This is a genomic window from Micromonospora sp. BS32 (assembly GCF_059089345.1).
The window spans coordinates 1-21,621 of the sequence record NZ_JBSSHR010000009.1 but is presented as its reverse complement, the minus strand read 5'-3'; the positions used below and the strand labels follow the sequence as shown (position 1 = coordinate 21,621).

General features: G+C 74.6%; 14 protein-coding genes. 9 read left to right on the top strand and 5 right to left on the bottom strand.

From position 1 onward, the window contains the following. Positions 1 to 305: 305 nt before the first annotated feature. A complete protein-coding gene (locus AC5RWQ_RS15520) occupies positions 306 to 905 on the bottom strand; it encodes an NUDIX hydrolase (protein WP_494283434.1) in 600 nt (199 codons plus the stop codon). 102 nt (positions 906 to 1,007) lie between these two features. On the opposite strand from AC5RWQ_RS15520, the gene lgt reads away from it, so the two are divergent. Then, complete coding sequence (lgt, locus tag AC5RWQ_RS15515; protein WP_494283433.1) at positions 1,008 to 2,285, top strand: prolipoprotein diacylglyceryl transferase; 1,278 nt, start codon at positions 1,008 to 1,010, stop codon at positions 2,283 to 2,285. A gap of 12 nt (positions 2,286 to 2,297) precedes the next feature. Further along, positions 2,298 to 3,488 carry an FAD-dependent oxidoreductase gene (locus AC5RWQ_RS15510; protein ID WP_494283432.1) on the top strand — a complete coding sequence of 397 codons (1,191 nt, stop codon included), beginning with the start codon at positions 2,298 to 2,300 and terminating at the stop codon, positions 3,486 to 3,488. A gap of 4 nt (positions 3,489 to 3,492) precedes the next feature. Here AC5RWQ_RS15510 and AC5RWQ_RS15505 read toward each other — a convergent pair whose 3' ends face one another. Further along, positions 3,493 to 4,335, bottom strand: a complete 843-nt coding sequence (locus AC5RWQ_RS15505; RefSeq protein WP_494283431.1) for a GNAT family N-acetyltransferase — start codon at positions 4,333 to 4,335, stop codon at positions 3,493 to 3,495. 146 nt (positions 4,336 to 4,481) lie between these two features. Between AC5RWQ_RS15505 and gltB the strand changes: the two genes are divergently transcribed. The 3 genes from gltB to AC5RWQ_RS15490 all read left to right on the top strand — a co-directional run bounded on the left by gltB (position 4,482) and on the right by AC5RWQ_RS15490 (position 11,533). Further along, positions 4,482 to 9,137, top strand: a complete 4,656-nt coding sequence (gene gltB, locus AC5RWQ_RS15500) for a glutamate synthase large subunit (RefSeq protein WP_494283430.1) — start codon at positions 4,482 to 4,484, stop codon at positions 9,135 to 9,137. Next, a complete protein-coding gene (locus AC5RWQ_RS15495; protein WP_494283429.1) occupies positions 9,130 to 10,668 on the top strand; it encodes a glutamate synthase subunit beta in 1,539 nt (512 codons plus the stop codon). Before gltB ends, AC5RWQ_RS15495 begins: the two co-directional genes overlap by 8 nt. 340 nt (positions 10,669 to 11,008) lie before the next feature. After that, a complete protein-coding gene (locus AC5RWQ_RS15490) occupies positions 11,009 to 11,533 on the top strand; it encodes a hypothetical protein (RefSeq protein ID WP_494283428.1) in 525 nt (174 codons plus the stop codon). Between the two features lie 165 nt (positions 11,534 to 11,698). Here the strand turns inward: AC5RWQ_RS15490 and AC5RWQ_RS15485 are convergent, their stop codons facing one another. After that, a complete protein-coding gene (locus AC5RWQ_RS15485; protein ID WP_494283427.1) occupies positions 11,699 to 13,234 on the bottom strand; it encodes a M1 family metallopeptidase in 1,536 nt (511 codons plus the stop codon). Positions 13,235 to 13,424: 190 nt separating this feature from the next. On the opposite strand from AC5RWQ_RS15485, the gene AC5RWQ_RS15480 reads away from it, so the two are divergent. After that, positions 13,425 to 14,222 carry an SGNH/GDSL hydrolase family protein gene (locus AC5RWQ_RS15480; RefSeq protein WP_494283426.1) on the top strand — a complete coding sequence of 266 codons (798 nt, stop codon included), beginning with the start codon at positions 13,425 to 13,427 and terminating at the stop codon, positions 14,220 to 14,222. A gap of 59 nt (positions 14,223 to 14,281) precedes the next feature. Here AC5RWQ_RS15480 and AC5RWQ_RS15475 read toward each other — a convergent pair whose 3' ends face one another. Then, on the bottom strand, positions 14,282 to 15,694 hold the full coding sequence (locus AC5RWQ_RS15475) for an alkaline phosphatase PhoX (protein ID WP_494283425.1): 1,413 nt from the start codon (positions 15,692 to 15,694) through the stop codon (positions 14,282 to 14,284). Between the two features lie 117 nt (positions 15,695 to 15,811). Between AC5RWQ_RS15475 and AC5RWQ_RS15470 the strand changes: the two genes are divergently transcribed. The 3 genes from AC5RWQ_RS15470 to AC5RWQ_RS15460 all read left to right on the top strand — a co-directional run bounded on the left by AC5RWQ_RS15470 (position 15,812) and on the right by AC5RWQ_RS15460 (position 19,437). Further along, positions 15,812 to 18,421: an FtsK/SpoIIIE domain-containing protein gene (locus tag AC5RWQ_RS15470; protein WP_494283424.1), complete on the top strand. Its 2,610-nt coding sequence runs from the start codon at positions 15,812 to 15,814 to the stop codon at positions 18,419 to 18,421. Beyond that, a complete protein-coding gene (locus tag AC5RWQ_RS15465) occupies positions 18,422 to 19,063 on the top strand; it encodes a hypothetical protein (RefSeq protein WP_494283423.1) in 642 nt (213 codons plus the stop codon). Positions 19,064 to 19,173: 110 nt separating this feature from the next. Beyond that, on the top strand, positions 19,174 to 19,437 hold the full coding sequence (locus tag AC5RWQ_RS15460; protein ID WP_494283422.1) for a DUF6244 family protein: 264 nt from the start codon (positions 19,174 to 19,176) through the stop codon (positions 19,435 to 19,437). 453 nt (positions 19,438 to 19,890) lie between these two features. On the opposite strand, the gene AC5RWQ_RS15455 is transcribed toward AC5RWQ_RS15460, so the two are convergent. Continuing rightward, the gene (locus AC5RWQ_RS15455) at positions 19,891 to 21,249 is read right to left on the bottom strand and encodes a pentapeptide repeat-containing protein (RefSeq protein ID WP_494283421.1); all 1,359 of its coding nucleotides are present in this window, start codon (positions 21,247 to 21,249) and stop codon (positions 19,891 to 19,893) included. Positions 21,250 to 21,621 lie beyond the last annotated feature (372 nt).

Below are 21,621 nucleotides of genomic sequence, written 5' to 3'. Positions count from 1 at the left end.
CACGCTACCCGCTCCAAACGACCACGTAAGGCTCCGCGCCGAGCTGGGACGTCGCGTCGCGCGCCCGGTGACGTGGTCGGTCGGGCTGTGCCCAGCTGTCGGGCGTGTCGCCCCCGGCCGCCACTTCTCGCCGCGAGCGGTATGACTCAGCGTCATAAATATGCCGCAGAGTCATATCGCTCCTAGAGACAAGCGGGGGGTAGGTATCACGGTGCGTGACGCCCCCGCTGTGCTGACTCAGGAGCCGCGCCGACTCAGGAGCCGCGACGCGACATGAGCCGCGACGCGACATGAGCCGCGACGGGTCAGGAGCCGCGTCCAGCGGCGGGCGCGCCGCGCGGAGTGGGTGCGGTGGTCGCGCCGCCGCTGGTTCGAGCGCTCGCCCCGCCGGCGGTGGTCTCCGCCGAACCGGTGACCGGCCTCGCCCGGACGGCGGCCGGAGCGGCCCCGCCGGCGCCGTCGGGACGGAGGTCGCGCAGCACTCCCGCGCGCCCGGCCGCCGCGTCGGCGACCGCCGCCCGGGTCACCGGCGTCACCGCACCGGGCAGCTGTGCCGGGTCGTGCCAGCCGAGCCGGCAGCCCTCCGGGGGCTCCCCGGCCGGCGTCGCGCCGGGACGGGCCCGGAAGACGTGCACCAGCACGTCGGGGGGCGACCCCGGGTCGCCGGCGCCGGGACGCGCGCAGCCCGACCCGGTGAGGTGGTAGATCCCGACCAGGTCGGCGACCTCGACCCGGCACCCGGTCTCGGCGTGGATTGCCTCGGCAATCGCGCCCACCGGGCACTCCGGGCGACGCAGCCGGCCACCGGGGAGCGCCCATCGGCCGCCCGGCTCGCGCCGGCAGAGCAGCACCCGGCCCGCCCCGTCGGTGACGACCGCAGCGACCGCCCAGGTGAGCGTGCTCATGACGACGAGCGTACGGAGGGGGACACCGGAAGTCATGGGTCGCGCGAACCGCGCCGGACCGGGGTGCCGCGAGAGCGGTCCGCAACGGTAGCCTGTGCAGCCGTGACCCTCGCCTCCATGACCCCCCAGGCCGCGCTGCCGAGTCCCACCACCGCGGTCTGGCAGCTCGGGCCGGTGCCGATCCGGGCGTACGCGCTCTGCATCATCGCCGGCATCGTGGTGGCCTGCCTGGTCACCGAGCGGCGACTGCGCCAGCGCGGCGTCGCCCCCGGCGCGGTGCTCGACATCGCCGTCTGGGCGGTGCCGACCGGCATCATCGGCGCCCGGATCTACCACGTGATCACCTCGCCGGAGAAGTATTTCGGCACCGGCGGCGACCCCTGGAAGGCCTTCGCCATCTGGGAGGGCGGCCTCGGCATCTGGGGCGCGGTCGCCGGTGGGGCGATCGGCGCCTGGATCGCCGCCCGGCAGCTCGGCATCCCGCTGACCGTGGTCGCCGACGCCCTCGCGCCGGGCCTGCCGCTGGCCCAGGCGATCGGCCGGTTCGGCAACTGGTTCAACAACGAGCTCTACGGCGGCCGGACCACGCTGCCCTGGGGCCTGGAGATCCACCGGATGGACCCGGACAACCCCGGGCACGCGCTGCGCGACGACGCCGGCCAGCCCATCCTGGAGCCCGGCCTCTACCACCCGACCTTCGCCTACGAGGCGCTGTGGAACGTCGGCGTCGCCGCCCTGGTCTTCCTCGCCGACCGGCGCTTCCGGCTCGGCCGGGGCCGGGCCTTCGCGCTGTACGTAATGGGCTACACCGCCGGCCGGTTCTGGATCGAGCTGATGCGCAGCGACGAGGCCAACCGGATCCTCGGCGTCCGGCTCAACGTCTGGACGGCCGGCCTGGTCTTCCTCGGCGCGTTGATCTACTTCCTGCGGGTCCGGGGCCCGCGCGAGTACCTCGTCCCGATCGGGCTGCCGGCCACCCCGACCCCGGCCACCGGCGGCGACGTGTCCCAGGTCGACCTCTCCCACACCGGGGACGGGCCGCGGGCGGTGGCCCCCGAGGGCTACCGGGTGGTCGACGAGGAGCAGTTCCGGGCGTACCGGGAGACCGGAGCGGTGCCCGACGAACCCGCCGCCGTACCGACCGGCGACGAGCCCACGACGACCGGCGACGAGCCGACCGAGCCGACCGGAACCGACGCCGACCGGGCGACCGGCGCCGACCGGGCGACCGGCGCCGACCGGGCGACCGGCGCCGACCGGGCGACCGGCGCCGACCCGGCGGCCGGCGCCGACGGGGACGACGTCCGCGACGCGGACGTGCCGGAGCGGGACGACCGGGCCGGCGCCGCCGGCGGCCGCCCCGCCGACCGGGACAGCTGAGCGGCCCGCGTCGTGCGTACCGCGGTGGTGGTGGGTGCCGGACTCGGCGGCCTGGCGGCGGCCGGCGCGCTGGCCCGCTCCGGCTGGCAGGTCACCCTGCTGGAGCGGGGCGACCGGGTCCGCCCGGAACCCACCGCGGTGGTGCTCTGGCCGAACGGGGTGCGCGCGCTGCACGCCCTCGGCCTCGGCGCCGGGCTGGACGCGATCGCCACCCCGCTGCCGGACACCGGGGTACGCCGCCCGGACGGCCACTGGCTGGTGCAGCCCCGGCCGACGCCCGCCGACCGGATGCCGGTGGTGGTGCACCGGGAGGACCTGCACGACGCCCTGATCGCCGGGCTCGGCGACCGGGTCGAGCTGCGGACCGGGACGGCCGTGGACACCGTCCGGGCCGTCGCCGGGGAGCGGCCCGCCGTGGGCGTCGGCCGACGGCTCGTCGAGGCCGACCTGGTGGTCGCCGCCGACGGGATCCAGAGCGCGGTACGCCGGCAGCTCGCCCCCGAGGCGACGGTGGTCAGCTCCGGCTGCGCGGCCTTCCGCGCGGTGATCCCCTGGTACGCGGCGCCCCGGCTCCCGGCCGACCAGCCGGTCGGCGGGGAGACGCTCGGGGCCGGCTACCGATTCGTCGCGGCCTCGCTGGGCGAGCGCGGCTCCTCCGGCGGCTCCCGCCGGGGCGGCATCTACTGGGTGGCCACCACCGCCGGTGCGCCCCGTCCCGAACCGCCGGAGACCCAGCTCGCCCTGCTCAAGCGCTGGTACGCCGGCTGGCCCGCCCCGATCGGCGAGCTGCTCGACGCCACCGACCCGGCCGACCTGGTCCAACAGGAGGTGCGGGAGCTGCGGCCACTGCCGAAGGCGTACGGCTTCCCGGCCGGACCGGGCGGCGTGGTGCTGCTCGGCGACGCCGCGCACGCCATGCCGCCGCACCTGGGGCAGGGCGCCTGCCTCGCCTTCGAGGACGCCGCCACCCTGGCCTCGCTGCTGCGCGAGTCCCGGCTGCCCGACGCCGTGCAGGCGTACGACCGGCTGCGCCGCCCCCGCGCGGCCACCGTGGTCCGGCAGACGAGGCGGATGTCGGCGGTCCTGCAGGCCCGCGGCCGGCTGGCGCTGCGTGCCCGCGACGCCGCCCTCGGCACCATCAGCCCCCGGCTGCTCTCCAGCGCCGCCTCCGCCGCGGCCCAGTGGCGTCCCCCGACCCCCTGACCGGTCAGATGAGGGCGGCCGGCTCGGCGATGCAGGCGGTGCCGACGCGGCGGAAGCCGACCCGCAGGTAGACCCGGGCGATCTCCTCGCTGCCGGCGGAGAGGAAGATCAGGTCGGTGCCGGCGGCGCGCAGCTCGCGGGCGATGGTGGCAGTGACCGCCGCGCCCAGGCCGCGCCGGCGGGCGGCCGGCAGCGTCGCCACCCCGGCGATCTCGGCCACGTCGCCGACCCGCATCGCCATGCCGCTGGCCAGCGCGCCGTCCTCGGGCGTGGCGGCCAGCACCGACAGCCGCCGGCCGTCGGCGATCCGGGCCCGCTCCTCGTCCAGCGCCGCGACGTCCAGCTCGGTGATCGCGGCGTCCCGCTCGGCCGGCCCGGCCTCGCCCCGCGCGGTGCCGGCCGCGGCGAAGCCCACCGAAGCGACCGCGCGCCGGGCGGCCACGTCGGCCGGGAAGCCGTCCGCGCCGGGGTCCAGCACCCGCACGGGTACGTCGGTGAGGGTCGCCGGCTCGGGCAGCGCGGCCGGGTCGAGCACCATCAGCGGCGCCTCCAGCACGCGCAGCCCCGCGGCGCGGGCCGTGGCCAGCAGGTCCGGGGTGACCTCGTGGACCCACTCCAACGCCTCGGGCAGGCCCAGCTCCCGCTGCCGTTCCCGGACGGCGGTCACGTCGGCCGGCGAGGGCGGCGTGCGGGCGTCCGGCCGGGGACGGGCGTAGAAGGGCCACCCGGGCCCGTTCCGGACGAACAGCACCAGCGAGCCGTACTCCTCGCCGTGCGCCGCATCGCGGGGCACGGCGTCGTAGAAGTGTTCCAACCGGGCGAACAGCTCACTGTGCAGGTGATCCACCGCGCGAGACTACACGTCCCAGAGTCTGGAAGGTGTGATCAATCCGCACTGGCCTTGCGGGGGTCGCCCTAACGTAGACTCAATAAACCGCCAAGGGCCGACGTCGTCCCGACCATGATCCAACCTGAGTGACGACAGGAGGCCCGGTGGCCTTTCCGTACCCTCTGAGCCCGCAGTCGGCCCCGCCCGCGACCGGTCTGTACGACCCGGCGTACGAGCACGACGCCTGCGGCGTGGCCTTCGTGGCGGATCTGTACGGTCGGCGATCGCACCAGGTCGTCGCCCGCGGCCTCGGTGCCCTGTGCCGCCTGGACCACCGGGGCGCCCGGGGCGCGGAACACAACACCGGTGACGGCGCCGGCATCATGATCCAGGTGCCGGACGAGTTCCTGCGCGCCGTGGTGGACTTCCCGCTGCCCCCCGCCGGCCAGTACGCCACCGGCCTGGTCTTCCTCCCCGACGACGACGCCGACGAGGCCCGAGCCCGCCGGGTGGTGGAGAAGTACGCCCTGGTCGAGGGTGCCGACCTGCTCGGCTGGCGGGACGTGCCGACCGACCCGAGCGGGCTGGGTGAGACCGCGCTCGCCGCGATGCCCCGGATCCGGCAGGTCTTCCTGGCCGCGCACCGGCTCACCGGCGGCCCGGCCGGCCCCTCGGGCTCCCCGCTGACCGGCCTCGACCTGGACCGGGTGGCGTTCTGCGTCCGCAAGCAGGCCGAGCGGGAGAGCGCCGAGCGCGGCGTGCCGGCGTACTTCCCGTCGCTGTCGTCGCGGACGATGACCTGGAAGGGAATGCTCACCCCGGACCAGCTGCCGGCGTACTTCCCCGAGCTGACCGACGAGCGGGTGTCCAGCGCGATCGCCCTGGTGCACTCCCGGTTCTCCACCAACACCTTCCCGTCCTGGCCGTTGGCCCACCCGTACCGGTTCATCGCGCACAACGGTGAGATCAACACGATCCGCGGCAACCGGAACTGGATGCAGGCCCGGGAGGCCCTGCTGCGCAGCCCGGAGGTGCCCGGCAACATCCGGCGGATCTTCCCGGTCTGCACCCCGGGGGCGTCCGACTCGGCCAACTTCGACGAGGTCCTTGAGCTGCTGCACCTGGCCGGCCGGAGCCTGCCGCACGCGGTGCTGATGATGATCCCGGAGGCCTGGGAGAACGACCCGGGGATGCGCGCGGACAAGCGGGCGTTCTACCGGTTCCACGCGAGCCTGATGGAGCCGTGGGACGGCCCGGCGTCGGTGGCCTTCACCGACGGCGAGATCGTCGGGGCGGTGCTGGACCGCAACGGCCTGCGTCCGGGCCGCTGGTGGCGCACCTCCGACGGTCTGGTCGTGCTCGGCAGCGAGGCCGGTGTGCTCGACCTGGACCCGGCCACGGTGGTCGCCAAGGGCCGGCTCCAGCCCGGCAAGATGTTCCTGGTCGACACGGTCAACCACCGGATCGTCTCGGACGACGAGATCAAGACCGAGCTGGCCGCCGCCCGGCCGTACGGCGACTGGCTGCACGCCGGTCTGATCGAACTGGGCGACCTGCCTCCGCGTGAGCACATCGTCTACACCCACGACTCGGTCCGGCGCCGTCAGCAGACCTTCGGCTACACCGAGGAGGAGCTGAAGATCCTGCTCGCGCCGATGGCCCGGGTCGGTGCGGAACCGATCGGCTCGATGGGCACCGACACCCCGATCGCCGCGCTGTCGACCCGGCCGCGGCTGCTCTACGACTACTTCCACCAGCTCTTCGCCCAGGTCACCAACCCGCCGCTGGACGCCATCCGCGAGGAGCTGGTGACCAGCCTGTCGTCCACCATCGGGCCGGAGGGCAACCTGCTCGACCCGGGCCCGGCGAGCTGTCGGCAGATCGTGCTGCCGTACCCGGTGATCGACAACGACGAGCTGGCCAAGATCCTCTCCATCGACGAGGACGGCGACCTGCCCGGTTTCAAGGCGGTCCGGGTCTCCGGGCTCTACCGGGTCCGCGACGGCGGGGCCGGCATCAAGGCCCGGCTGACCGAGATCTGCCGGCACGTCTCCGAGGCGATCGAGGACGGCGTGCGGATCCTGGTCCTGTCGGACCGGGACTCGAACGCCGACCTGGCACCCATCCCGTCGCTGCTGCTCACCGCGGCGGTGCACCAGCATTTGGTCCGGGAGCAGACCCGCACCCAGGCGGCGCTGATCGTGGAGTCGGGCGACTGCCGGGAGGTGCACCACGCGGCGGTGCTGATCGGGTACGGCGCGGCGGCGGTCAACCCGTACCTGGCCTTCGAGTCGGTGGAGGACATGATCTCCACCGGCGCGCTGGTCGGGACGGATCCGGCCAAGGCGGTGCGCAACTACGTCAAGGCGCTCGGCAAGGGCGTCCTGAAGATCATGTCCAAGATGGGCATCTCGACCGTGTCGTCGTACTGCGGGGCGCAGGTCTTCGAGGCGGTCGGCCTGGACACCCGGCTGGTCGAGCGCTACTTCCGGGGCACCCCGAGCAAGATCAGCGGCATCGGGCTGAACGAGATCCACGCCGAGGTGGCCGCCCGGCACTCGCTGGCCTGGCCCGCCCCGGGCGCGGAGAACTCCGACCGGCTGGAGGTCGGCGGCGAGTACCAGTGGCGCCGCGAGGGCGAGCTGCACCTGTTCAACCCGGAGACGGTCTTCCTGCTCCAGCACGCCACCCGCAGCCGGCAGTACGACGTGTTCCGGCAGTACACCGCCAAGGTCGACGAGTTGGCCGCGCAGGCCGGCTCGCTGCGCGGGCTGTTCAGCCTGCGGACCGGGGTGCGCCCGCCGGTGCCGCTGGACGAGGTCGAGCCGGCCACCGAGATCGTCAAGCGGTTCGCCACCGGCGCCATGTCGTACGGGTCGATCTCGGCCGAGGCGCACGAGACCCTGGCCATCGCGATGAACCGCCTCGGCGGCAAGTCCAACACCGGCGAGGGCGGCGAGGACGTCGATCGGCTGCACGACCCGGCCCGCCGCTCCGCGGTCAAGCAGATCGCCAGCGGCCGGTTCGGGGTGACCAGCGAATACCTGGTCAACGCCGACGACCTCCAGATCAAGATGGCCCAGGGCGCGAAGCCCGGCGAGGGCGGCCAGCTGCCCGGGAACAAGGTCTGGCCGTGGATCGCCCGGACCCGGCACGCCACCCCGGGCGTCGGTCTGATCTCGCCCCCGCCGCACCACGACATCTACTCCATCGAGGACCTCGCCCAACTGGTGCACGACCTGAAGTGCGTCAACCCGGCCGCCCGGGTGCACGTCAAGCTGGTCAGCGAGGTCGGTGTGGGCACCGTCGCGGCCGGCGTCGCCAAGCTCAAGGCCGACGTCATCCTGATCTCCGGCCACGACGGTGGCACCGGCGCGTCCCCGCTCAACTCCCTCAAGCACGCCGGCACCCCCTGGGAGCTGGGCCTGGCCGAGGCGCAGCAGACCCTGCTGCTCAACAAGCTGCGCGACCGGGTCACCGTGCAGGTCGACGGCCAGCTCAAGACCGGCCGGGACGTGCTGGTCGCGGCGCTGCTCGGCGCCGAGGAGTTCGGCTTCGCCACCGCCCCGCTGATCGTCGAGGGCTGCGTGATGATGCGGGTCTGCCACCTGGACACCTGTCCGGTCGGCATCGCCACCCAGAACCCGGTGCTGCGCGAGCGGTTCACCGGCAAGCCGGAGTTCGTGGAGAACTTCTTCCTCTTCCTCGCCGAGGAGGTCCGCGGCTACCTCGCCGAGCTGGGCCTGCGGTCCATCGAGGAGGCGATCGGCCAGACCGAGCTGCTCGACGTCGTCCCGGCGGTGCGGCACTGGAAGGCGCACGGGCTCGACCTGGCCCGCGTACTCCAGCTGCCGGAGCTGCCCGCGGGCGCGGCGCGCCGCGGCGTGCGGGCCCAGGACCACGGCCTGGAGCTGGCCCTGGACAACGAGCTGATCACCCTGGCCCAGCCGGCGCTGCGCGACGGCAGCCCGGTCCGGGTGGAGGTGGCGGTGCGCAATGAGCACCGCAGTGTCGGCGCGATGCTCGGCGGCGAGGTGACCCGCCGCTTCGGCGGCGCCGGCCTGCCGGCGGACACGATCGAGTTCCTGCTGCGCGGCACCGCCGGGCAGTCCTTCGGCGCGTTCCTGCCGCGCGGGGTGACCCTGCGGCTGCACGGCGACGCCAACGACTACGTCGGCAAGGGACTCTCCGGCGGACGGATCATCGTCCGCCCGGACGCCGCCGCGCCGTTCGTCGCGACCGAGGCCGCCGCCGGCCAGCGGGCCGAGGACCAGATCATCGCCGGCAACACCATCCTGTACGGGGCCACCGGCGGCGAGCTGTTCCTGCGTGGCCGGGTGGGGGAGCGGTTCGCGGTGCGTAACTCCGGCGCGGTGGCCGTCGTCGAGGGCGTCGGCGATCACGGCTGCGAGTACATGACCGGCGGCACCGTGGTGGTGCTCGGCGAGACCGGGCGTAACTTCGCCGCCGGCATGTCCGGCGGCACGGCGTACGTGCACCGGTTGGACCGCGACCGGGTCAACGCCGAGCTGGTCGACCTCACGCCGCTGAGCGACGACGAGCGCGAGCTGCTGCACGAGCTGGTGCAGCGGCACGTCGCGGAGACCGACTCGGCGGTCGGCGCCGAGCTGCTCAAGCACTGGGCGGAGGCGGTGCAGGAGTTCACCGCGGTGGTACCCCGGGACTATCGCCGGGTGGTGGAGATCATGCGGGCCGCCGAAGCCGCCGGCCGCGACGTCGACGACGCGGTCATGTCTGCGCTGACCGCGCCGGTGCCGCCCGCGCCGCGGACGGTGGCCCAGGAGGTGGCTCGTGCCTGACCCGAACGGTTTCCTGCGCTACGACCGACGGCTGCCGGCCCGCCGCCCGGTGCCGGTGCGGATCACCGACTGGCGTGAGGTCTACCCGCCCGCGGGGGAGGAGCTGATCCGCGAGCAGGCCACCCGCTGCATGGACTGCGGCATCCCGTTCTGCCACGACGGCTGCCCGCTGGGCAACCGCATCCCGGACTGGAACGACCTGGTCCGGACCGGCAACTGGGACGCCGCGGTGGAGTCGCTGCACGCCACCAACAACTTCCCCGAGTTCACCGGCCGGCTCTGCCCGGCGCCCTGCGAGGCCGCCTGCGTGCTCGGCATCGGCGGCGGGCAGCCGGTCACCATCAAGCAGGTCGAGGTGGAGATCGCCAACGCGGCGGTGGCCCGGGGTGGGCTGAAGCCCCGCCCGGTGCCGCCGCCCACCGGCCGGTCGGTCGCCGTGGTCGGCTCCGGGCCGGCCGGGCTCGCCGCCGCCCAGCAGCTCGCCCGCGCCGGTCACACCGTCACGGTCTATGAGCGCGACGACGCGATCGGCGGCCTGCTCCGGTACGGCATCCCGGACTTCAAGCTGGAGAAGCAGCACATCGACCTGCGGCTGGCCCAGCTCGCCGCGGAGGGCGTGCGGTTCCGCACCGGGGTGAACGTCGGGGTCGACGTCACCGCCGAGCAGTTGCGCGCCGAGCACGACGCGGTGCTGCTCGCCTGCGGGGCGCTGCAGGGTCGGGACACCCCGGAGACGCCGGGCCGGGAGCTGCGCGGGGTGCACCAGGCGATGACCCACCTGGTCGCCGCCAACCGGGTGGTCGCCGAGGCGGCTGCGGGCCAGCCCGGCGTCGCCGCCGAGGGTGACGGCAGGCCGGCACCGGCCGTTCTGCCGGACGGCACGCCGATCGACGCCGCCGGCAAGCACGTGGTGATCATCGGCGGTGGGGACACCGCCGCGGACTGCCTGGGCGTCGCCCACCGCCAGGGCGCGGCCGGGGTGCACCAGCTCGACCTCTACCCGGAGCCGCCGCACGCCCGGGACGCCGACCGGGACCCGTGGCCGACCTGGCCGTGGGTGCTGCGCAACTACCCGGCGCACGAGGAGGGCGGCGACCGGGTCTTCGCGGTCGCCGTGCAGGAGTTCGTCGACGACGGCACCGGCCAGGTCAAGGGCGTCCGGATCGCCGAGGTGACCGTGGAGAAGCGGGACGGCCGGCGGATCGTCACCGCGCTGCCCGGCTCCGAGCGGGAGCTGCCGGCCGACCTGGTGCTGCTCGCCATCGGCTTCGAGGGCACCGAGCAGCAGCCGCTGCTGACCCAGTTCGGCGTGACCCGCAACGCCCGGGGCGCGGTCGACTCGGGGCCGGACTGGCAGACCGACGCCGACGGGGTGTTCGTCGCCGGTGACATGCACCGGGGTGCGTCGCTGATCGTCTGGGCCATCGCCGAGGGGCGGGCCGCCGCCGCGGCGATCCACTCGTACCTCGGTGGGGTCGGCGCGCTGCCGGCCCCGGTGGACCCCGCGCGGCAGCCGCTCGCCGCACGCTGACCGTCGCGGTGGTGCGTCCGGCGCTCAGCCGGGCGCACCACTGCGCGAGCGGGCGTGTCGCGGCACGGTCGTGTCACGTCGTCCCTTCATGCGGCGAGGTCGCCGGCCCGGCCCTGCGCACTCACACCCGGCCGACGCCGACGAGGGTGGGTCCGGACGCTACAGACCTGATGTCGTGGACGATTCACACAGCGAAGCCCGTCCCTCCGGCGGCCGCACCGCCGTTCCTGGTGGAGTCGACAGGCGGGACCGGTTCCGGGTGATCGAGGTCATGAGGTTGGCCGGTGGATCCGGCCTGCACGGGACCGAGGGGCGCGAAGATCATCGTTACGCTCCGGTCATGGATACCGAGGAGCGGCTGCGGCGGATCCGCCGGTGGCTGTGGATCGTACTGGTGGGTCTCTTCCTCAGTGGAGCGACCGCGTTTCCACTCGAGATCGAGGTGCGCTGGCTGCTGCGCGCGCTGGACCCGCTCGCCGACGACCTGCCGGCGCTGGTCGGCTGGCTCGACCGGGTGCACACCGGGCTGGTGGAGACCGGCGACCGCTACCCGTTCATGCTCTACGGCACCGACTGGCTGGCCTTCGCCCACCTGGTGCTGGCGGTGGCCTTCTGGGGACCGCTGCGGGATCCGGTGCGCAACGTCTGGGTGGTGCAGCTCGGCATGATCGCCTGCGCCGGGATCGTGCCGCTGGCGCTGATCTGCGGTCCGATCCGGGACATCCCGTGGTTCTGGACGCTGGTCGATCTGTCGTTCGCCGTCGGCGCCTTCCCGCCGCTCTGGTTCGCCCACCGGCACATCCGGGCGATCGAGGCGGCGACCGGCACCCCCGCCGTGCCGCAGGTGCCCAAGGTGGCGTCCTGACCGACGAGCCGATCGCGCGATTCGTCGGCGACATCAGGTTCGTAGCGTCGGGAGCCCGCACCGCGCGGTTCGCGGCGACGCGTCCGCTCCACAGCGCGGACGGTACGACCTGCCGGTCGGGCACCCGCCCCGGGGCGAGGGGCGGGCACCCGACCGGTGCCGGGGTCAGCGTTCCAGGAGCTGGTGCGCCTCGCGGATCTTCGTCCAGGACGCCGGCTGGGCCGGCGCGGCCGCCACCCGAGCGGCCGTGGCGAGTTCCGGGCGGCCGGGGGTGAAGAGCCAGGTGGTGAAGAGGCCGTCCAGGTCCAGCCCGGAGATCCGCTCGGCGAGCGCCTGGAACTGCGCGGTGGTGCCGTTGCCGTAGCGGTGCTCGGCCGTCCACGCGGGCAGGATCTCGAAGAACGCGTCGTCGCCGACGGCGAGCCGGAGCTGGTGCAGGGTCATCGCACCCCGGTCGTAGACCGCGTCGTCGAAGACCCGGTCGGCGCCCGGGTCACCCGGCAGCACCTGCCAGAACTCGGAGTCGGCCGGGTAGCCGGCGTAGGTGAAGTCGAAGAGCTCCTGCGCGGTGCCCTCGCCCTGCTCCTCCGACCAGAGCCACTCGGCGTACGAGGTGAAGCCCTCGTTGAGCCAGATGTCGCGCCAGTCGGCGACCGAGACCGAGTCGCCGAACCACTGGTGGGCGTTCTCGTGCACGATCACGAACGGGTTCGCGCCGCGGCGCCAGAAGCTCGGGCCGTACACCGGGCGGGTCTGGGTCTCCAGCGCGAAGCCGATGCCGTCGATCGGCCCGGCCACGCCGCCCTGCGCCTCGAACGGGTACGGCCCGAAGAGGCCGCTCTCCCAGTCGACGACCTCCGCAGTCCGCTCGATGCTGGCCCGCGCCGCCGGCTCGCGCTCGCCCAGCGTGGTGCTGTACGCGTTGACCACCGGCTGCCCGTTGGGCGCGGTGTCGGTGACGATGTCGTACTGACCGATGGCCAGGAACGCCTGGTAGGTGGCGCCGGGCCTGGTGCTGCGCCAGCTCCAGCGGAACCGGTTGCCGGCCTCGGCCAGCGGCGGGCGGGGCTGCACGCCGTTGCTGACCACCTCGACCCCGGCGGGCACCGACACGGAGATGTCGAAGGTGGCCTTGTCGAGCGGGTGGTCGTTGGCCGGGAACCACCACCAGGCCGACTCCGGCTCGTTGACGGCGAGCGCGCCGTCCTCCGTACGGGTCCAGCCGGTGTAGCCGTTGACCAGCGTCTCCGAGGGGACGCCCGCGTACTTCACCACGATGGTGAGCAGTTGGTCCCGGGCGACGGGGCGCGGGGTGGTGACGACCAGCTCGTGCACGCCGTCGCGGCGGAACGCGGCCGACCAGCCGTTGACCCGGACCGACTCGACGTCGAGCAGGAAGTCCAGGTTGAACCGGGAGAGGTCCTGAGTGGCCCTCGCCAGGATGGTGGTGGTGCCGGTGAGCCGGTCGGTGGCCGGCTCGTAGCGCAGGCGGACGTCGTAGTGGTCGACGTCGTACCCGCCGTTGCCGTAGTCGGGGAAGTAGCTGTCGCCGAGGCCGGGGCTGCCGGGTGTCGGCGCGGCCGCGACCGGGACCGGCCGGCCCCAGCCCGGTAGGGCGGCCTGGCCGGGGGTGCCGGGCAGCAGGGTGCCGGCGGTGGTGACGGTCAGGGCGGCGATGGCCGCCGTGAAAGCACGTCGCACGGGGTGGACTCCCTCCGTCGGGGTGTTCGCACCGTCAATTTAATCGACAGTTGTGAACGTGTCTGGCCCGTCCGGCGTGATCACCTGTTCACTTGATCTAAATGTTTCGATAGGATTACCGACCAGTAACAACCTTTGGCCACGCGCGCGGCACGAGGATCCACCACCCCTGCACCGTGGAGGTCCCGCCATGCCCCACCGCGCCCTGGCCCGCGCCGTCACCGCGCTGGCCGCCCTGCTCGCCACCGTCCTCGGCGTCGTGCTCTCCCCCGGCACCGCGCAGGCGGCCACCGTCAACTACGTCGCCCTCGGCGACTCCTACTCCTCCGGCGTCGGCGCCGGCCCGTACGACCTCTCCGGCTGCCTGCGCAGCCAGAACTCGTACGCGCCGCTCTGGGCCGCCGCGCACGCGGTGACCAGCTTCCGGTTCCCGGCCTGCGGTGGCGCCGTCACCTCGGACGTGATCAACAGCCAGGTGAACTCGCTGAGCACGAGCACCACGCTAGTCACCATCACCATCGGGGGCAACGACGCCGGCTTCGCCGACGTCATCACCAGCTGTCGGTTCGGCAGCACCACCACCTGCGTCAACGCCGTCAACGAGGCGAAGGCCTTCGCCACCTCCACCCTGCCCGGCCGGCTCGACGCGACCTACGCCGCGATCCGCGGCCGGGCCCCGAACGCCCGGCTGGTGGTGCTCGGCTACCCGCGGCTGTTCGAGACCAACTACTGCGGCTGGCTGGCGATGAGCACCTACAAGCGCACCATCCTCAACGAGGCGGCCGACGTGCTCGCCACGATCACCGCCAACCGGGCCGGCGCGGCCGGCGCCACCTTCGCCGACGCCCGGCCGACCTTCGCCGGGCACGGCGTCTGCGCCGCCGACCCGTGGATCCGCGACGTCAGCGGCGTCATCGAGGCGTACCACCCGGACGCCGACGGCTACCGGTACGGCTACCTGCCGGCGCTGACCGCGGTGCTCGGCTGACGGATGCGAGAACGGCCGGCGGCTCCCCAGGAGCCGCCGGCCGCCCAGTGACGCCGACGTCAGGACACGTCGGCGTCGCTCGGCCGTCCCCACGGCCCGCTGATCGCGAAGACGTAACCGGGGCTCTGGATGTTGGCGAACAGGATCTTCCCGTCGGCGCTGAACGTCGGGCCGGTGAACTCGCTGTCGTTGAGCTCGTTGCGGGCCAGCGGGTACGCCTTGCCCTGCGCGGTCACCCCCACCAGGTGGGACAGGCCATCGCCGTCCTCGGCCAGGATCACCCCGCCGTACGGCGAGACGGTGATGTTGTCCGGGCCGTCGTAGTTGCCCTCCACCGACGGGTCCGGGTTCACGCCGAAGATGGTCTTCAGGGTGACCGTCTCCGAGCGCGGGTCGTAGAACCAGACCTGGCCGTCGTGCTCGTTGACGCTGCCGTCGTCGTGCCGGGCGAAGCTGGCCACGAAGTACGCGCCGCCGTCGGCCCACCAGGCGCCCTCCAGCTTGCGGCTGCGGGTGACCTGCTCGTCGGTGAACTGCTTGCGCACCGAGACGGTCTTCGCGTCCCGGTCCGGCACGTCCACCCACTCCACCTTGTACCGGGTGCCCGGCGTGGTGGCCTCGGACAGGTCCGCAATGTGCTGGCTGCCGAGGAAGCAGTTCATCGCCTGCAGCTCACCGACGGTGTCGCCGTCCGGACGCAGCGCCAGGGCGCGCAGCGCGCCCTTGCCGCCCCGGAAGCCGCTCGGCGGGGTCCACCGGAAGTACAGGCCGTTCGGGCCGCCGGCGTCCTCGGTCAGGAAGATCGAGTGGGTGTACGGGTCGACCGCCACCGCCTCGTGCGCGTAGCGGCCGAGGTACTTCAGCGGCACCGGGTCGAGGTTCTGCTCCCGGTCGTGCGGGTCGACCTCGAAGACGTACCCGTGGTCCCTGAGGTACTTGCCGCCGGCCCGCTGCTCGGTCTCCTCGCAGGTCAGCCAGGTGCCCCACGGGGTGATGCCGCCGGCGCAGTTGTTGTGGGTGCCGGCCACGCTGACGTACTCGCGCAGCCGCCGGCCCTCGCCGTCCACCTCGATGGTGGTGGTGCCGCCCCGGGCGCCCGGGTCGTAGGTGAGTCCGGCCACCGCGGGCACGCCGAACGGCTCGCTGCCGCCGATCTCGTGGTTGTTGACCAGCACCGAGCCGGTCGGAGAGCGGAAGCAGCCGGTGCCGTCCGCGTCGCTCGGGGTGGGCTGGCCGCTCTCCAGCAGGGTCACCCCGGCCTGCGCGACGATCGTGTACGAGAAGCCCGGGGGCAGCGCCAGCAGGCCGGCCGGGTCCGGCACCAGCTCGCCGTAGCCGACGGCCGGACGGACGGCGGCCCGAGCCGCCGCCGGACCGGCGATCGCCTCCAGGTTGCCGGCCACCACGATGCCGAGGCCGCCGGCCGCGCCGCTGCGCAGCAGGTTGCGGCGGGAAATGGGGGAGGAGGTCACGTGGTCACCTTCCAGATGGTCATCTTGTCGTCCGCCGTCAGGCAATCCGGGCCGGGGGAACAGCGCCCGGCCGGACGAACTACCAGCAGGTGAACATCGGGCCAACGGTCCCCGCCGATGGCTTCGTGCGCCGCCGGCCGGGCTCCGTTAGGGTTCCCCTCGACCAGGCGGACGTCGGTGGGGGAGCAGAGGGTGGGCAGGCTCGCGTCGGCGTACGGACAGGCGGTCACGGTGCACCGGCAGGCCCGGGAACGGTGGACGGCGGCCCGCGCCCTGCTCGACCGGTTGGCGGGCCAGCCCGTGCCCGAGCGCACCGTCGACCTGGTGGCCCGGCTGGCCCGGCTCGCCGGCGACCTGGCCGCCCCGACCAACGCCACGAGCACCCTCGGCGGGCCCGCCCCGGTACGGATCGGCGAGGCGTCCACCGTCGACGGTCGCTTCCCGCTGCTGCTGCCACTGGGCGCCGGCGGGCACCTCGCGGTCAACACCGACGCCCGCGACCCCCGGGTGGCGGTGCTGCTGCGGGTGCTAGTGCTGCGGCTGCTGGCCACCGCCGCGCCGGGCGCGGTCCGGGTGGTCGGCATCGACCCCGCCGCGCTGGGCGCCACCTTCCTGCCACTGCGACCGCTGCGCGACGCCGGGCTGCTCGACGCCCCCGCCGTCACCGAGGCCGAGATCGACGTGCTGCTCGACGCGGCCGAGACACACGCCCGCGCTGCCCAGCACGCCGGCCCCGGCGAGGGCGGGCTGCTGCTCGTGGTGGCCGCGTCCGCACCGGGCCCGCGCCAGCTCGCCCGGCTGGCCGCGCTCACCCACGCCGGGCCGGCCGCCGCGGTCTGCGTGCTGCTCGCCGGGCACCCGGCCGCGCTGCCCGGGCAGGCGCCGCCGCCGCTGGGCGCCACCACGACGCTCCGCCTCGACGAGCGGTACGCCTGGGTCGGTGACCCGCCCGGGCATCCGTTCAGCGCCGACGGCACCGGGCTGGCCGTACCGGTGCTGCTCGACGGCGACCCACCGGCGTCGGCGGTTCGCGCGCTCGCCGCGCGACTCGGCGCGGCCGTACGCGCCGACGAGGCGCTGCACGTCGCGGACCTGCTGCCCGAGCGGCGCTGGACGGACTCCGCGCGGACCGGGCTGCGGACGGTGGTCGGCCGGGCCGGGCGGGCGCCGGTCACCCTCGCCTTCGACGACGCCACCCCGCACTGGCTGGTCGGTGGGCGCACCGGCGCCGGCAAGACCGTCTTCCTGGTCGACGTCCTCTACGGGCTGGCCGCCCGGTACTCCCCGGCCGAACTGCGGCTCTACCTGCTCGACTTCAAGGAGGGCGTGAGCTTCACCGAGTTCGTGCCCACCGAACGGGACCCGTCCTTCCTGCCGCACGCCCGGGCGGTCGGCGTCGAGTCCGACCGTGAGTACGGCCTGGCCGTGCTCCGCGAGCTGCGCCGGGAGCTGAACCGCCGGGCCGACGAGTTCAAGGCGCACGGCGTCACCAAGCTCGCCGACCTGCCGGCGGGGGAGGCGGCGCCCCGGATCGTCGCGGTGGTCGACGAGTTCCAGGTGCTGCTCGCCGGCAACGACCGGGTGGCCCGGGAGGCCGTCGACCTGCTGGAGGAGCTGGCCCGCAGGGGCCGCTCGTACGGCGTACACCTGGTGCTGGCCAGCCAGAGCACCACCGGCGTGGAGGCTCTCTACGGCCGCGCCGAGTCGCTGTTCGGGCAGTTCGCGCTCCGGGTGGCTCTGCCCGGCGGCGCGGCCGTGCTCGGCCCCCGCGGCGAGGCCGCCGCGGCGACCGCCCTCGGCTCCGCGGTGGTCAACACCGCCGCCGGCGCGGCCGGCGCGGACACCCTGGTCCGCTTCCCCGACGCGCACGCCGACGCCAGGCAGATCGCCCGGCTGCGCTACGAGCTGTGGGACGCCCGGCCGGACGACGTGCCGCCACCCGCGGTCTTCCGGGGGTACGCGGCGGCGCACCTGGAGGACGATCCGGCCGGCACCGCCCTGCGCCCCGGCGGCCGGCGCCCCTCGGCGCTGGTCGGCCGGACCGTCGACGTGGACGGCACCCCCGCCCGCTTCGTCCTCGACGCCACGCCCGGCCGGCACCTGGGCGTGGTGGGCACCTCGACCACCGGCGCCCACGTGCTGCGCGCCGCCGCGCTGAGCCTGGCCCGTCAGCACGCCCCGGGCGACGTGGAGTTCGTGCTCGCCCCGCTGGCCGAGGCCGCCGACGCGCTCGCCGACGACACCGCCGCCGGGCTCAAGGCCGCCGGCCACCCGGTGACCCTGGTCGACGCGGCGGGGCTGCGGCAGCGGCTCGGCGAACTGGCCGCCGACACCGGGGCGGCCGGCCGGACCTACCTGGTGGTCTTCGGGGTGGACGCGGCCGGCGCCGCGCTGGCCCGGACCGAGTCCGGCACCTTTCGCTCCGGTCACGACGACCTGCGGGCGCTGCTGCGGGAGGGGCCGGGTCGGGGGGTCCACCTGCTCGGCTGGTGGCGCGGGCTGCGCCGGCTCGCCGACGACCTCGGCGGCTCGCAGAACCGCGACGACGTGGCCTGCCTGCTCGCGTTGAACGTGCCGGCTGGCGACCTGGGCCTGCACCTCGGGGTGACCGACCTCGCGTACACCCCGCGCGCCGACCGCGCGCTGCTGGTGGACCGGCACGCCCAGCGGACCGCGCTGATCGTGCCGTTCACCCGGCCGGGACACCGGTACGAGGAGGAGGACTGAGTGGCCCGCTTCGACGAGTACGCCGCCGCGGTGCGCCAGCTCTCCGTCCAGGTACGCGAGGGGGAGCGTGGCGCCGCCGCCGAGGCGGAGCGCCGGCGGGGGATGTACGCCGCCGCCGACCAGCTCGGCCAGCGGCTCGCCGTGCAGGGTCAGCGCCTCGACCGGCTCGGTCAGGCGATCGGGGTGCCGGAGGCGCCCGCCCCCGGCGGTCCGGTGGAGGCCGGGGCCGACCCGGGCGTGGTGCTGGAGGAGGCCCGTCGCCTGGTCGAGGAGGCCGACCGGCAGACCCAGCAGGTGGAGGCGCTCGCCCAGCGCCCCGAGTTGCTGCCCACCTGGTCCCCGGCGGCCCGGGCGGTGGCCGTCTACGTCGCCTGCGCGGCGGCCGGCGTGCTGCTCATGCTGGTCCTGGTGGTCGCCTCGGGCGTCGGGCTGGTCAGCGGCTTCACCCTGGGCGCCTGGGTGTGTGCCGGGTTGCCGGTGCTGTCGTTCGCCGCCGGCTGGTTCATCCTCGGGCGTTGGGGCCGGCCCGCGCTGGCCGCGGTGGAGCCGCCCCGGTTCGTGCCGCTCGGCTTCGTCATCTGCGTGGCCCTGGTGCCGACCGCCTACTGCGCCAGCCTGCTGCTGGTCCGCTTCCTGCGCTGACCTCTCCCCGCTGTCCACATCGGAGGCGAGGTGGGTTCTTCGACGCGGTGGTCGCTAGGCTCGGGCGAGGACCGTGAGCGGCACGGTCGGCGGGCGAGCAGGGAGGGCGCGTGAGCGCAGCGCAGATCATCGCCAGGCTGGCGGCCGCGGCACAGAAGCTGGACGAGGCGAAGGCCAAGACGGCCGCCGCCGCGCAGGACGCGGCCGAGGCCCGGGAACTGGTCGCGGGCGCCCTCGAAGGCGTCGCCGCCGGCCCGCTGATCGGGATGCTGGACGCGTACCGGCAGGCGCTCAGTCAGGCGGCCCAGGGCGCCGGGCCGGCCAGCCAGCAGGTCCAGGAGACGATCGCGAAGGTGCAGGCGCTGGGAAGCTGATCTCGCGCCGACCCGTTCAGCGGGCCCGCGCCCACCCGAGAAACCGCTCGGTCAGCTCCTCCGGCACGGCGTGCCCGTTGAGCTGCGAGAGCTGCGCTCCCGCCTCGGTGATCAGCGTGCTCAGGTAGACCAGCAGCGCGGTCGTTCGAGCCGGGCCACGGTCGCCCCCGGCCAGGTGTGCGGGGCTTCCGGGATTGCCCGGGCCTGGTCGACCCGCGGGCGGCGGGCCAGCGTCGCGCGGTGGAGGCCGGACGGGGTTCCGGCCCCGCCGCGACTGGCCGCGCGGGTGGACGCGGCGGAGCCGGCACGTCCCGCGAGCCCCGCCGCTGCGCTCCGCGCGCCGCAGCCCGGCCCCGGAGGGCCCGTGAGCGCAGCGCGGATCAGCGCCAGGACCAGCGAGCCAGCAGATTCACGGGACGATCGCCAACGTGCGGGCGTTGGGGAGCCGACGGCTCACGGGTCGGTGAGCAGCAGCCAGTCGTCGTCGAGCCGGGTCACGGTCGTTCCCTCCGGCCAGGTGTGCGGGGCGTTCGCGACCGCGCGGGCCTGGTCGACCAGCGGACGGCGGGCCAGGGTCGCCCCGTCGAAGCTCACCGAGCCGTGGAACCGGGCCCGGCCGAAGTTCGCCGCCCCCTCGAAGCGGGCCCGTTCGAAGTACGCCTCCCCGCCGAACACGGTCCACCGGAACAGCGCCATGTCCGCGAACCGGGCCGTCCGGAACCCGGCGTAGCCGGCCAACTCGGTGTGCTCCATGGACAGCCCGCCGAGGAACACCGCGCCCCGGAAGCTGGTGCTGTCGCCGAAGCTGCTCGCGTCGAAGGTGACGGACCGGTGGAAGGTCGCGTCGCGCCACGACACCCGGTCGGTGAAGACGGCCCGTCGACAGTGGACCGGGCCACCCAGATCGCCGCCGTCGAAGCTGAGCGGACCGGTGACACGGGCATCGTCCAGCACGATCTCGGCGTCCCCGCGGACGCCGTCGAAGACCGCCCCCTCGAACGTCGCCCCGGCCAGCGACAGCCGGCCGCGCAGGGTGGCGCCCGCGAAGGTCGTACCGCCGGTGAGGACCGCCCCGGAGAGGTCGGCGTCGACCAGGGTGCAGCCGCCGGCGTCGAACCCGGTCAGCTCGGCCCCGGCGAGGTCCAGCCGGGCCTCCGGCCAGTACGCCGCGTCGTCCGCCCGCAGGTGCCGGCCGAGCACCCGCTGCGCGGTGCGCCGGACCTCCGTCTCCCGGGGCCCGTCGTCCGGTGCCGGCATCCGGAGGTACGCGCAGAGCACGGCCACGATCGTGGTCCGCTGCGCGGGATTGTCCTGCCCGAGCCGCTCCAGCGCGTGGAGCCCGCCGAGGCGTACGGCGGCGCTGTCGCTGCCGAGGAGTTCGACCGCCCGGGTGTAGAGGTCGGTCAGCCGGCGCTCGGCGGCGTCGTGCTCGGCCGCCGCGGCCTGCCGTTCCTGGTGCTGCTGGCCGATCCCGGCCACCGATTCGGCGTGCGCCTGCACCCGGTCCCGGTGCGCGTGGTCCTGGGCGGCCACCGTCTCCTGGTGCCGCTGGGCGCGTTCGCCGATCCACTGTCGACGGGCGGCGAGCAGCAACGCGAGCCCGCCGCCGGTGCCGGCCACCACCGTCAGGCCGGTGCGGATCGCGTCGATGCGCAACGTGGCCCGGGTGTCCGCCTGCGTCGCCCGGTCCGCCTCGCCGAGCAGCCAGTCCAGCACCAGCAGACCGATCAGCACGGCCAGCAGCAGGCCGATCAGCACCGACCACCACGGCATCACCCGTAGCTGCCCGCCCCGGCCCTTCTCCTCGCGCACGGGCCACAGCATGCCATCCGGGCCGGGCGTGCGGGGCCCGCGAAACCGGAGCGCCGGACGTCCCCTGTGGATGGTCCGACGCCGCTGGTCCGATTGGCCGCTTTGTGCCCCCGGCGCGAGATCAGGTTACCGACGCGTAACTTTTCATTGACGAGTGTGAAACGCGCCACGCATCATCGTCCCACCGATCGATCGGATCCCCCCGCCCGCCGTCCCGGGTTCCCGGGTACCTCCCACCGGAGGTGCAGCCATGCTGCTCCGCACGATCCTCGCTGCCACCACCCTCACCGCGGCACTGCTCGTCCCGGCCACCGCCGCGGTGGCCGCCCCCGACCCCGCCGCCCCCGACCCCGCCGCCCCGGCCACCACCAG

Bases quoted from the DNA above. Each gene is read 5' to 3' on its own strand.
- AC5RWQ_RS15520 (WP_494283434.1), bottom strand. From the start codon at position 905: ATGAGCACGCTCACCTGGGCGGTCGCTGCGGTCGTCACCGACGGGGCG.
- AC5RWQ_RS15490 (WP_494283428.1), top strand. From the start codon at position 11,009: ATGGATACCGAGGAGCGGCTGCGGCGGATCCGCCGGTGGCTGTGGATC.
- AC5RWQ_RS15480 (WP_494283426.1), top strand. From the start codon at position 13,425: ATGCCCCACCGCGCCCTGGCCCGCGCCGTCACCGCGCTGGCCGCCCTG.
- AC5RWQ_RS15470 (WP_494283424.1), top strand. From the start codon at position 15,812: ATGGCTTCGTGCGCCGCCGGCCGGGCTCCGTTAGGGTTCCCCTCGACC.